Here is a 12,446-nt window from a genome sequence, read left to right on the forward strand (position 1 = left end):
TCAGGCCGTCGGATTCGGGGTCGATGCCGACCATCCAGACGGGCTCGAGCACGGGGCTGCGCTGCAGCTTGGCCAGCAGGTCGGTGCCGATGTTGCCCGGGCCTATCAGGGCGCATTTGATTTTTTGGGTGGTCATACAGGAGATTTCTTATGCGGAGAAAGCGATCGAGCAGCCGCCCAGGCCCTCGATCTGCATGGTGAATCGGTCGCCAGCCACGGCGGGCACCAGGGGCGCCAGCGAACCCGACAGGATCAGCTCACCGGCCTTGAACGGAATGCCAAAAGCGCCCAGCGTGTTGGCCAGCCAGGCCACGGCTTCAGCCGGGTGGCCTTGCACCGCAGCGCCCACACCGCTGCCAGCGGGAGCGCCGTTTTTCCACATCTGCATGGACGCGGCGGCCAGATCGAGCGTGCGCGGGTCGGTGTGCTGCGTGCCGACGACAAACACCCCGCACGAGGCGTTGTCGGCCACGGTGTCCTGGATTTTGATTTTCCAGTCGTCAATGCGCGAATCGACGATCTCGAAGCAGGGTGCGACCCACGCGGTCGCGGCCAGCACGTCGTCCCGCGTGACGCCCGGGCCTTGCAGGTCGGTCTTGAGCATGAAGGCAATCTCGCCCTCGGCGCGCGGCTGGACCAGGCCCGACTGGCTCAGCGATACGGTGGCGCCATCAGCGTACTGCATGGCGTCGGTCAGAAAGCCAAAGTCGGGCTGGAACACGCCCAGCATGTCCTGCACCGGCTTGGAGGTCACGCCGATTTTCTTGCCGATGACGCGCTCGCCCGCCGCCTGGCGGCGCGCCAGAAAGCGCAGCGAGATGCGGTAGGCGTCGTCCACCGTGATGTCGGCGTGGCGGCTGGTCAGGGGCGCCAGCGTGCGGCGTTGGCGCAGGGCGTCAAACAGCGCGTCGCCCAGGGATTCAATGGTTGCGGCGTCCATTTTTAGCCGTTCTGCAAGAAGTCGATGCAGCTGCGGTTGAACAGCTCGCGGTGCTCCACCTGCACCCAGTGGCCGCAGCGGTTGATCAGCACCATGCGCGCCTGCGGGCAGTGTTCCATCAGCTTCATGGTGCCGCTGGCCGGGTTGAACTGGTCGTTCACGCCCCAGAAGCCAAACACCGGGCAGCGCAGCTCGTGCAGGCGCTCGGTCATGTTGGGCACCTTCAGGATGGAGCGGGCGGCCTGCGTCTGCGTGGCGGCAATGGGCGCGCGCTCGTTGATGATTTCGTCGGTCAGCAGCGAGGGGTCGAACAGCTGCATGGTCATCACGGCGCGCATGGCCTCGGCGCCGGTCTTGCCCGATTGGTAGATGGCGAACATGTTGGCAATGCCGGGCATGGCCAGGTAGGTGTCCAGGTCTTCCACGCCGCCGGGCGCCATCAGGATCAGGCGCGCCACGTCCTCGGGGTAGGCCAGTGCGTAGCCCAGCGCCACCGCGCCGCCCAGCGAGTTGCCCAGCAGCGTGACGCGTTGAAGGCCCAGGCCGTCCACCAGCCCCTTGATGCCAGCTATGAACAAGTCCAGGTCGTACTGCGGCAGGTCGGGCTTGCTGGAGAGGCCGTAGCCCAGCAAATCGGGCACCAGGGTGCGGTAGCCCGCCTCGGCAAACACGGGGTAGTTGCCCTTGAAGTTGCTGTAGCCGCTGGCGCCGCCGCCCGCGCCGTGCAGGAAGATGACGGCTTCGCCTTCGCCCTGCTCGTGGTAGTGCACGCGCTGGGGCAGGCCGGCGACCTCGCCAATGTCGAGGTAGTGGCCTTCGGGGATGGAGGGGGTTGTCTGCATGGGGTGTGGGTCAAGCAAAAAGAAAAGAGAAAAAGGGGGGGCTTTGCGGCGGGTGCGGGCGCACAGGCGCTGCCGCCCGCTCAGGCCGCTGGCTGCGCTGGTGCTGTGGCCTGCCACAACTTGGGCAGGCCGGGGTCGGTGGCCAAAATGGCCTGCTTGAGCAGGTTGCGCAGTGCAGCCGATTCCATCTCGCCCATGCGATCCACCAGATCGGCCTCGACCGATTTGGCCGCCGCCAGCACATGCAGGATGGCGTCCGAGCCGCTCGGGCTCAGGCGCAGGCCGTCCGCTTCCTGCACCAGCAGGCCGCGCTGCACCAGCGACTGCAGCGCGCCCGTGCCCAGGTCCACGCCGGTGTAGGCAATGTGGGCGGCGATCTCGGGCACTTGCAGCGGCTGGCACACGCTCAGCAGCGAGAGCACGAAAAAGTCGGTGTCCGACAACTGGCGCTGTTGCAACGTGCCCCGGATGCCATGCAAAAACTGAAAATGCGCGCGCCCGAACAGGTAGCCCAGCAGGTTCTCGGAATACACCGCGCCCTCCAGTTGCGCCTGCGGCTCGGTCGAGACGGGCGCCGCCTTGCGCGAGGCCAGCGCATAGCCGCCGGTCACGTACAGCAGCGGGGGCAGGGCGCTGCTGTCGTACTGCACCACCTCGCCGACAAAAATGGTGTGGTCGCCGCCCTCGTACTTGAACGCGCTCTTGCACTGAAAGCGCGCGCTGCAGCCGGTGAGCAGGGGCGCGCCGCTGGGTTGCGTGTCCAGCGCCAGGCCGTTGAATTTGTCCTCGCCCGCGCGGGCAAAGCGGTTGGACAGCGCCTCTTGCTCGTTCGACAGGATGTGTACGTTCCAGTGCGTGCTGTCGCTGAAGGCAGGCAGGCTGCGCGCGTTGTTGGCCAGGCTCCACAGCACCATCGGCGGCTCCAGCGACACCGAGTTGAAGCTGTTGGCCGTGATGCCGATGGGCGTGCCATCGGCCGCTGTGGTGGTCACGATGGTCACACCCGTGGCAAACATGCCCAGTGCGCGGCGAAATTCCTTGGGGTCGAAGGGCGGTGCAAGTGCATTCATACAAGTCTCCTGAGTCCTGGAACCCAAGCTTGCCGGGCGCTGCCTTGCATCGAATCCTTCACATGGACTAGGGCGTTCTTTGCTGCACATCAGGCGATGCGCTGGCGGGCGGCGTTTTAGTCTGATTGGACGATGAGCCCTGCCGATGCGGGTGGGAATATCTGCCCATCGCAAGGGATTTTCCTTGTGCGTTCACCCCCTCTGCCGCGTAGAGCAAAGCCTTTCGGAGACAAGCACCATGATGACAGTAAGAGACGATTATTTGACGCCCGAAGCCATTGAGTTGATCGAACGCGCCCGCGCCATGGCGCCGCGTTTGGCCGAGCGCGCCCGTGCAGCGGAAGATGCTTTGATGGTGCCGCGCGAGACTGTCGCGGAGATGCAGGAGGCGGGCTTTTTCAAGGTGCTGCAGCCCAAGCGCTGGGGCGGCTACGAAATGGATCCGCGTGTTTTCTACACCGTGCAAATGGCGCTGGCCGAAGGCTGCATGGCCACCGCCTGGATTTATGGCGTGATTGGTGTCCACAACTGGCAAATTCCGCTGTTCCCGGAGCAGGCGCAAATCGACGTCTGGGGCCAAGACCCCACCACGCTGACCGCTTCGACCTACATGCCCACCGGCAAGGCCGAGCCGGTGGAAGGCGGCTACCGCTTCAGCGGCCGCTGGAGCTGGAGCAGTGGCTCGCAGCACTGCGAGTGGATTTTGCTGGGCGGCCTGCTGCCCAAGAAAGACGGCTCGGGCGTGTTGGAGCACTGCACCTTCTTGCTGCCCAAGAAAGACTTCAAGATCATCGAAAACTTTGACGTGCTGGGCCTGCGCGCCACCGGCAGCCATGACATCGAAGTGACCGACGCCTTTGTGCCCGCGCACCGCACCCACCGTACCAACGACCACAGCGACGCTGGCTGCCCTGGCCGTGCCGTCAACCCTGGTTGGCTCTACCGCATTCCGTTCACGCAGGTGTTCCAGCGCGCGGTGTCGTCGGCCTGCTTGGGCGCGACCGATGCCGCCATCAACAGCTTTCGCCAACGCTGCGCCAGCTTTGTCGGCAAGCACGGTGCCAAGACGGCAGAAGACGTCAACTCCCAGCTGGCCGTGAGCGAGGCCATGATGATGACCGACCAAGCCAAGCTGGTGCTGTATCGCAACTTCCAGCGCATCGTCGATTGCGCCAAGAACGGCACGGTGATGGACGTGGAAGAGCGCCTGATGCAACGTGCCCAGGCATCGCAGGTGCCCAAGCGCTGCGCCGAGGTGGTCAACGAGATCATGCGCGCCTGCGCAGCCGGTGGCGTGTTCAAGACCAACCCCATCGAGCGCACTTTCCGCGACCTGCACGTGGCGCGCGGCCACATCGCCAACAACAGCGATACCTATGCACGCAGCCATGGCGCCGTGATGCTGGGCCTGCCCAACGCCGACGCTTTCGTTTGAGCGGTAACCACCCATGACCACAGGAGGCGGCGTGCAGCACCCACCCTTGAAAGACGAACAGCAGTTTGACGTGATCGTCGTCGGCTCGGGCGCTGGTGCGCTGCTGGCCGCCATCCGAGCCAGCGATGAAGGGCTCAAAACCCTCGTGGTGGAAAAAACCGCGCTGGTTGGTGGTACCTCGGCCTTGTCAGGCGGCGGTATCTGGATTCCTGACAACCACGACATGCCCAAGGCCGGGCTGCGCGACAGCATCGAGGTGGCTTTTGGCTACGTCAAAGCCTGTGCCCAGGGACTGGCCAGCGACGACCGCGTGCTGGCCTACGTCGAGACGGCGCGCCACATGGCGCGCTATCTGGCGCAGATCGGCGTGCCCTACCGCTGCATGCCGCATTACTCGGATTACTACCCCAACGTTCAGGGTGCGTTACCTGGTGGGCGCACCATGGACCCGTTGGACTTCAACGCGGCCCGGCTAGGTCTGGAGGGCTTGGCGCTGCTGCGCCCGACCAACCCGGGCCAGTTGATTTTTGGCCGGATGCACATCAACGCCTTCCAGGCACGCTCCATGCTGGCGCGCGAGCGCAAAGCCAAGTGGATGCTGATGGGCATCATGGCCCGCTATTTTCTCGATTACCCCTGGCGCAGCAAAACCCGCCGCGACCGCCGCCTGACCGGCGGCCAGGCGCTGGTGGGTGGCCTGCTGGCGGCGCTGCGCCAGCGCAAGATTGCCCTGTGGCTGGACACGCCCATGGAGTCGTTGACCACCGACGCGGGCCGTGTCACTGGCGTGGTCGTGCGCAAAGATGGCCAGGCGCTGCGCCTGCAAGCGCGCAAGGCGGTGATCCTGGGCGCGGGCGGTTTTGAGCGCAACCAGGCCATGCGCGAGCAATACCTGCCCCAGCCCACCAACCAGGCCTGGACGAGCACGCCGCCCGATGCCAACACCGGCGACACCATCCGTGCGGGCGCCGCCGTGGGCGGCAAGCTGCACCTGATGGCGCACACCTGGGGCGTGCCCACGCTGGACGTGCCCAAGGAAGAGAAATTCCGCCCGCTGTTTGTCGAGCGCTCCCTGCCCGGCTGCATGGTGGTCAACGCCCGGGGCGAGCGCTTTTTGAACGAATCGGGGCCGTACCCCGAGTTCCAGCAGGCCATGTACGCCAACCACGCAAAAACGGGCGGCGCCATTCCGGCATGGATTGTTTTTGATGCCACCTTCCGCGCCAACTACCCCATGGGCCCGCTGATGCCCGCGACGGCGGTGCCCGACAGCCGGTTGCGCAAGAGCTGGCTGGGCAAGGTGTACTGGAAGGGCGAAACCCTGCCCGAGCTGGCCGCTGAAATCGGCGTCGATGCCGCTGGCCTGGTGGCCAGTGCCGCCCGCATGACCGAATTTGCCCGCACCGGCAAAGACCTCGAATTTGACCGGGGCGGCAATGTGTTTGACCGCTACTACGGCGATGTCAACGTCAAGCCCAATCCCAACTTGGCGCCTATCCAGAAAGGGCCGTTCTATGCCATCCGGCTGTTTCCTGGCGACATCGGCACCAAGGGCGGTCTGCTGACCGACCGCGACGCCCGGGTGCTGGACGAGGCAGGCAAGGTCATTGAGGGCCTGTATTGCGTAGGCAACAACTCGGCCTCGGTGATGGGGCCTGCCTACCCCGGTGCGGGCTCGACGCTGGGCCCGGCCATGACCTTTGCCTACCGCGCCATTGCCGCCATCCAGGGCAAGCCGCTGGCGCTGGAGCGCACCGAGTTGCTCCAGGGCGCGCCCCGCGTGGGGCAGGTGGCATGACGGGCCGCGCCAAGCCATCCACCGTCACCCCGATCGCCCCGGCGCTGGAGGTGGACAACGCCAGCGCCATCGACTGGAGCGACAGCGCCGACGTGGTGGTGGTGGGCTGGGGTGCCGCAGGTGCCTGCGCCGCCCTGGAAGCGCGCGCCACGGGCGCCTCGGTGATCGTCATTGACCGCTTTGACGGCGGCGGTGCCAGTGCGCTGTCGGGTGGCGTGGTGTATGCCGGTGGCGGCACGCCCTACCAGCAGCAGGCTGGTTTTACCGATACCCCCGAGGCCATGGCCGAGTACCTGCGCCACGAGGTCAACGGTGTGGTCAGCGATGCCACGCTGCACAAGTTTTGTGCCGACAGCGTGGCCAACCTGGCCTGGCTGGAGGCGCACGGCGTGCGCTTTGGCGCCACCATGCCCGACCACAAAACCTCGTACCCGCCCGAGGGCAAGTTTCTCTACTACTCCGGCAACGAAGTGGTGCCTGCCTGCCGGGGCACGCTGGGCGCACCCGCGCCGCGCGGCCACCGGGCGGTGGCCAAAGGCCAATCGGGCAAGGCGCTGTATGCGGCGCTGAAAGAGGCCACGCTGAAGGCGGGCGTGCAGCCCGTCACGCAGGCCGCGGTGCGCCGACTGGTGCGCCAGCGCGGCCCCGATGGGCAGCCCGGCGCCGTGCTGGGCGTGGAAGTCTGGCAACTGCCGCCGGGCGCCCCAGGCACCTTGTGCCATGCCGAGCTGCATCGCCAGGTGGCGCGCTGGCGCACGTTTCGCCCCGGCAAGGCGGCGGCCTGTCGGCGCGAGGCGGCGCTGATCGAGCAGGCCACGGCGCAGCCGCGCTTCATCCGCGCGCGCCACGGCGTGGTCTTGGCCACGGGCGGCTTTATCTACCACCCTGAACTGATGGCCACGCACGCGCCGCACGCCAAGCGTGGCTGGCCGGTGGGCGCCGCCGGCTGCGACGGCAGCGGCCTGCGCCTGGGCCAGAGCGTGGGTGCGGCGGCCCAGGCGCTGGAGAACATTTCGGCCTGGCGCTTCATCACGCCGCCAGCGGTGTGGCCCAAGGGCATCGTCGTCAACACCCAGGGCGAGCGCTTTTGCAACGAGCAGGTTTATGGCGCCACGCTGGGCCATGCGCTGGTCGATCACCAGGGCGGGCGCGGCTGGTTGGTGATCGATGCCAAGCTGCGCGCGCAGGCCATTCGCCAGTGCCTGTTTGGCGGTTTGTGGGCGTTTCAGTCGCTGCCCGCGCTGGCCATGATGCTGCTGGGCGCCAAAAAAGCGGCCACGCCCGAGGCCCTGGCGATGCGCCTGAAGGCCAACCCGGCCAAGCTGCGCGCCAGCCTGGAGGCCGCCAGCGCTGCCGCACGTGGTGAGCGCGAAGACGCCTTTGGCAAATCGCCCGACATGCGCCAGGACATGGCGCGCGGGCCGTACTACGCCATCGACATCTCCATCGGCTCGCCCACCTTTCCGCTGGCCACGCTGACGCTGGGCGGGCTGGTGCTGGACGAGGCCAACGGCCAGGTGCTCGATGCCGCAGGCCAGCGCATTGGCGGCCTGTTTGCCGCCGGGCGCACGGCCATGGGCTTGCCCTCGTCGCGCTACGTCAGCGGCCTGTCGCTGGCCGACTGTGTTTTTTCCGGGCGGCGCGCAGGCCATGCCGCAGCCCACTTCTCTGATTAAGGATGGATATGGCAGGACGTGTACAAAACAAGGTGGCGCTGGTCACTGGCGGGGCCAGCGGTGTGGGCCGGGCCACGGTGCAATTGCTGCTGGAGGAGGGCGCCTTCGTCGGCATCAGCGACATCAATGCCGAGGCGGGTCAGGCCCTGGCCCAGGAGTGCGGCGAGCGCGCGGTGTTTGTGCGCCACGACGTGACCAGCGAGGCCGACTGGAGCGCTGCCATCGCCGCCGTGCAGCAGCGCTTCGGGCCGCTGGACATTCTCATCAACAACGCTGGCATCCTGATTCCGGGCAGCATCGAAACTGCCACGCTGGCGCAGTTTCGCCAGCTCATGCAGGTCAACACCGACTCGTGCTTCATCGGCTGCCAGCAGGGCGTAGAGGCGATGAAAGAGCGCGGCGGCAGCATCGTCAACATGGCCTCGGTGTCGTCGTGGCTGCCGGTAGAAAACTACGCGGGCTACAGCGCCAGCAAGGCCGCTGTGGGCGCGCTGACCCGCGCTGCCGCACTGTTTTGCCGCAAAAACGGCCACCGCGTGCGCGTCAATTCGCTGCACCCCGATGGCATCTACACGCCCATGATGCAGGCGTCGGCGCCGGGCGTACCGCCCCAGTTTTTGCTGTTCGATGCCAAGAACAACCCCAAGGGCCGCGCCTGCATGCCCGAGCACATTGCCAAGGTGCTGCTGTTTCTGGCGTCGGACGACTCGCAGGCCATCAACGGCGCCGAAATCCGCGCCGACAGCGCCATCCTGGGCATGGGGCTGTGAGTGGCCGGGCGCTGCGCTGCCGCTGTGCCCATCACATTCTCCATATTTTTATGTCAAAACGGCCTCTAACGCTTGCTGGATAAGCGCTATTAGCTACTGTTTTGATAGTGTTTGACGCCGCCCTACCAAGGAGTTGACCATGAGCCGATACCATGCGCTGCGCGTGCGCGCGGTGGTGGACGAAACCCACGACACCAAATCGCTGGTGTTCGAGGTGCCGCCCGCACTGGCCAGCGCCTTTGCCTACCAGCCGGGCCAGTTTTTGACGCTGCGCCTGCCCATCGATGGGCGCCATGTGCCGCGCTGCTACTCCATGTCCAGCGCGCCGGGCGTGGACGATGCGCTGCGCGTCACCGTCAAGCGCGTGAGAGACGGGCGCGGCTCCAACTGGGTGTGCGACCGCATCCGCACGGGCGACACCGTGGAAGTGCTGGCGCCCTCGGGCGTGTTCTATCCGCGCTCGTTGGACGGCGACTTTTTGCTGCTGGCCGGTGGCAGCGGCATCACGCCGGTGTTCTCCATCCTGCGCACGGTGCTGGCCAAGGCCCAGGGCCGCGCCACGCTGCTCTACGCCAACCGCGACGAAAAATCCGTCATCTTCCAAAGCGAACTCAAGGCGCTGGCCGAGGCCCACCCGGCGCGCCTGACGGTGATCCACTGGCTCGATTCGGTGCAGGGCGTGCCCTCGGTGGCGCAGCTGGCCGAACTGGCGCGCCACCACCGCAGCGCGCAGGCTTTCATCTGCGGCCCCGGGCCGTACATGGACGCTGCCGTGGCGGCCTTGCAGGCCATCGAGATGCCGTCCGAGCGCATCCACGTCGAGCGCTTTGCCTCGCTGCCCGACGAAGAAACCCAGGCCGCCACCCAGGCCGCCGCGCAGGCCGCGCCGCCGCTGCCGGACGCGGTGGAGCAGGCCGTGGTCGAGGTGCTGCTGGGCGGCGAAACCCATACCCTGCACTGCGGTGGCACGGAGACGCTGCTCGACGCTGCGCTCAAGGCCGGCCTGAACGCGCCGTACTCGTGCCAGGCGGGCATGTGCGCTTCGTGCATGTGCCAGGTGGTTGAGGGCAGCGTCCACCTGCGCCACAACGACGTGCTGGACAAAAAAGACCTGGCCAAAGCCTGGACGCTGGCCTGCCAGGCCGTGCCCACCAGCGCGCGGCTGCGCATCCAATTTCCGGAGTGAACCTTATGAGCCTGATTTCCGACGCGCCCACCAGCGCCGTGCCCCCGTCTTCTGCCTGGTCGCTGGCGCCCGACTTGCCCGAGACGCTGCCCGCCTTGCTGCGCCAGGCGGCCACCCGTTACCCGGAGCGCGCTGCCATCGTCGATGGCGCGGTGGCGATCAGCTACGCCGACCTGCTGGCGCGCAGCCAGGCCGTGGCGCGCGCGCTGATGGCGCTGAACGTGCAGGCGGGCGACCGCGTGGCCATCTGGGCGCCCAACCTGCACGAGTGGATTCTGGCGGCCTGCGGCAGCCACGCCGCCGGTGCCGTGGTGGTGCCGCTGAACACCCGCATGAAGGGCGCCGAGGCCGCCGACATCCTGGAGCGCAGCGGCGCCAAGGTGCTGTTTTGCATTGGCGACTTTCTGGGCCAGTACTACCCGGCCATGCTCAGCGGCCAGCGTCCGGCCACGCTAGAGCACATCGTGGTGCTGCGCGGCGGTTTCCAGCCTGCGGCGGGCGCACCGGGCGATAGGGACTGGAACCAGTTTCTGGAGGCGGGCGCGGGCGTGCCCGCAGCGCAGGTGGCCGCGCGCGAGCAGGCGCTGACGGCCAATAGCACCGCCGATCTGATGTTCACCTCGGGCACCACCGGGCGGCCCAAGGGCGTGATGTCGGCGCACGGGCCCACCATCCGCGCCTTCAGCACCTGGGGCCGCGTGGTCGGGCTGCAGCCGGGCGACCGCTACCTCATCGTCAACCCGTTTTTCCATTCCTTTGGCTACAAGGCGGGTTGGGTGGCGGCGTTCATCCAGGGCGCTACGGTGTACCCCGAGCAGGTGTTCGACGCCGACAAGGTGCTGGCCCGCATCGCGCACGACCGCATCAGCTTCATGCCGGGCCCGCCCACGCTGTTTTTGACCATGCTGGCGCACCCGGGCCTGCACGATTTCGATATTTCTTCGCTGCGCGTGGCCGTCACTGGTGCGGCCACCGTGCCGCCGGTGCTCATCACCCGCATGCGCGAGGAGCTGGGCATTGCCAACGTCACCACCGCCTATGGCCTGACCGAATGCGGCGGCTGCGCCACCGTGTGCGACCCCGGCGACAGCGCCGAAACCGTGGCCGGCACCTGTGGCCGCGCGCTGCCCGGCACCGAAGTGCGCTGCGTGGACGACCAGGGCCGCCCCGTGCCTGCGGGCGAAGCGGGCGAGGTGCTGCTGCGCGGCTACCACGTCATGCAGGGCTACTTCGATGACGAAGCGGCCACCCGCGAAGCCATCGACGCCGACGGCTGGCTGCACACCGGCGACGTGGGCGTGCTGGACGAGCGCGGCTACCTGCGCATCACCGACCGGCTCAAGGACATGTTCATCGTCGGCGGCTTCAACTGCTACCCAGCGGAAATCGAGCGCCTGCTGGCCGCGCACCCCGCCATTGCGCAGGTGGCCGTGGTGGGTGTGCCCGACGAGCGCATGGGCGAAGTGGGCTGCGCCTGCGTGGTGCTGCGCGCGGGCGTTGAAATCAGCAGCCAGGAATTGCTGGCCTGGGCGCGCGCCAACATGGCGAACTACAAAGTGCCGCGCCATGTGCTGTGGTGCGAGGATTTTCCGCTCAACGCCTCGAACAAGGTGCTCAAGCGCGAACTGGCGCAGATGGCCGTGGCCCGGCTGCAGCTGGGCTGAACCGGGCCGCCACCGGCGCCACAGGCTTTCTCTACGGCACAAAGGAATTCACATGACGGCCTCCACTTCCTCCAGGGTGCTTACCCCTGTGGCCTTGAAAGCAGCGCGCTGGTGGCCTTCCTGGCGCTTGTCCACGCGCCTGTCGGTGGCGTTTGGCCTGGTGCTGGGGCTGCTGCTGGTGATCACGGCGGTGGCCTTGCACCGCATGCAGCGCATCGACGCCCACACCACCCGCATGCAAGAGGTCAACCACAGCCGCATCGCCGTGATACAGACCATGATGAATGCGGTCAACGAGGTGACGGTGGCGATGTTGGGCGTGACGCTGGTGGTGGACGAGGTGGACGCCAAAGAGCAGGCCGACCTGCTCGCCAAGGGGCTGGAGCGCTACCGCAACGCCCGCGCCCAGTTCAAAACCTTGTCCGAGGCCGCGCCCGATCCGGAACAAGACGCCATGCTGGCTGCGCTGGAGAAAGTGGCCACACGCGGGCTCGACAGCGCCGATTACGTGCGCGATGCCCTGCGCTCGGGCAACAGCAACCTGGGCAATATTTTTCGCCAGCGCAACCCCACCCCCTTGCAACACGAGTGGCTGGACCAACTGAGGGCGCAGGCCCAGCATGAAGCGCAGGGCGCCGCAGCGCAGGGCCAGGCCATCCAGGCCGAGTTTGCGCTGGCACGCCAGTGGCTGCTGGGCGCGGCGGGCGCAGCCATTGCCATCAGCGTGGTCGCTGGCATCCTGATTTTGCGCAGCGTGACGCGGCCCCTGGCGCAGGCCATCGACCACGCCCAGCGCATTGCCCAGGGCGACCTGACTGGCGACATCGTGGCCACGGGCACCGATGAAACCAGCGATTTGCTGACCGCACTGGGGCGCATGCAGCAGCAGTTGCGCACCTTGGTGGCCAGCATCCACGACTCTGCCGGGGGCATCACGCTGGCCAGCCGGGAAATCGCCCAGGGCAACCAGGATTTGTCGACCCGCACCGAACAGGCCGCCAGCGATTTGCAGTCCACCGCCATCTCGGTGGGCGAGCTGGCGGGCGTGGTGCGCGCCTCGGCGGC

Annotated in this window: 10 protein-coding genes and 1 pseudogene; 7 read left to right on the top strand and 4 right to left on the bottom strand. The window is 67.1% G+C overall.

Annotated elements, in window-relative coordinates; translation table 11 throughout:
* The 4 genes and pseudogenes from PHX69_RS11020 to PHX69_RS11035 form a co-directional block, all read right to left on the bottom strand.
* Positions 1-136, bottom strand: a pseudogene (locus PHX69_RS11020) (acetaldehyde dehydrogenase (acetylating)); the annotation flags it as partial.
* Between the two features lie 12 nt (positions 137-148).
* Positions 149-940 (bottom strand): fumarylacetoacetate hydrolase family protein, encoded by a 792-nt coding sequence (locus tag PHX69_RS11025; RefSeq protein ID WP_288043733.1) that lies wholly within the window; start codon positions 938-940, stop codon positions 149-151.
* Between the two features lie 2 nt (positions 941-942).
* The gene (locus tag PHX69_RS11030; protein WP_288043734.1) at positions 943-1,782 is read right to left on the bottom strand and encodes an alpha/beta fold hydrolase; all 840 of its coding nucleotides are present in this window, start codon (positions 1,780-1,782) and stop codon (positions 943-945) included.
* 80 nt (positions 1,783-1,862) lie between these two features.
* Positions 1,863-2,852, bottom strand: a complete 990-nt coding sequence (locus PHX69_RS11035; RefSeq protein ID WP_288043735.1) for a flavin reductase — start codon at positions 2,850-2,852, stop codon at positions 1,863-1,865.
* 238 nt (positions 2,853-3,090) lie between these two features.
* Here PHX69_RS11035 and PHX69_RS11040 point away from each other — a divergent pair, with 238 nt between their 5' ends.
* From PHX69_RS11040 to PHX69_RS11070, 7 genes are all read left to right on the top strand, one after another.
* Entirely contained in the window at positions 3,091-4,287 is a 1,197-nt protein-coding gene (locus tag PHX69_RS11040) for an acyl-CoA dehydrogenase family protein (RefSeq protein WP_119014489.1), read from the top strand.
* 13 nt (positions 4,288-4,300) lie between these two features.
* Entirely contained in the window at positions 4,301-6,085 is a 1,785-nt protein-coding gene (locus PHX69_RS11045) for an FAD-binding protein (protein ID WP_288043738.1), read from the top strand.
* Positions 6,082-7,761 (top strand): FAD-binding protein, encoded by a 1,680-nt coding sequence (locus tag PHX69_RS11050; RefSeq protein WP_288043739.1) that lies wholly within the window; start codon positions 6,082-6,084, stop codon positions 7,759-7,761. The genes PHX69_RS11045 and PHX69_RS11050 overlap by 4 nt, the downstream gene beginning before the upstream one ends.
* Positions 7,762-7,769: 8 nt before the next feature.
* The gene (locus PHX69_RS11055; protein ID WP_119014494.1) at positions 7,770-8,531 is read left to right on the top strand and encodes an SDR family oxidoreductase; all 762 of its coding nucleotides are present in this window, start codon (positions 7,770-7,772) and stop codon (positions 8,529-8,531) included.
* A 139-nt stretch (positions 8,532-8,670) separates the two neighbouring features.
* Positions 8,671-9,717 carry a ferredoxin--NADP reductase gene (locus PHX69_RS11060; RefSeq protein WP_288043740.1) on the top strand — a complete coding sequence of 349 codons (1,047 nt, stop codon included), beginning with the start codon at positions 8,671-8,673 and terminating at the stop codon, positions 9,715-9,717.
* Between the two features lie 5 nt (positions 9,718-9,722).
* The gene (locus tag PHX69_RS11065) at positions 9,723-11,381 is read left to right on the top strand and encodes a FadD3 family acyl-CoA ligase (protein ID WP_288043742.1); all 1,659 of its coding nucleotides are present in this window, start codon (positions 9,723-9,725) and stop codon (positions 11,379-11,381) included.
* A 52-nt stretch (positions 11,382-11,433) separates the two neighbouring features.
* A partial coding sequence (locus PHX69_RS11070) for a methyl-accepting chemotaxis protein (protein WP_288043744.1) occupies positions 11,434-12,446 on the top strand: 1,013 nt, incomplete at its 3' end.

The sequence above is a fragment of the Simplicispira sp. genome (genome assembly GCF_028687295.1).
GTDB classification, from domain to species: domain Bacteria; phylum Pseudomonadota; class Gammaproteobacteria; order Burkholderiales; family Burkholderiaceae_C; genus Simplicispira; species Simplicispira metamorpha.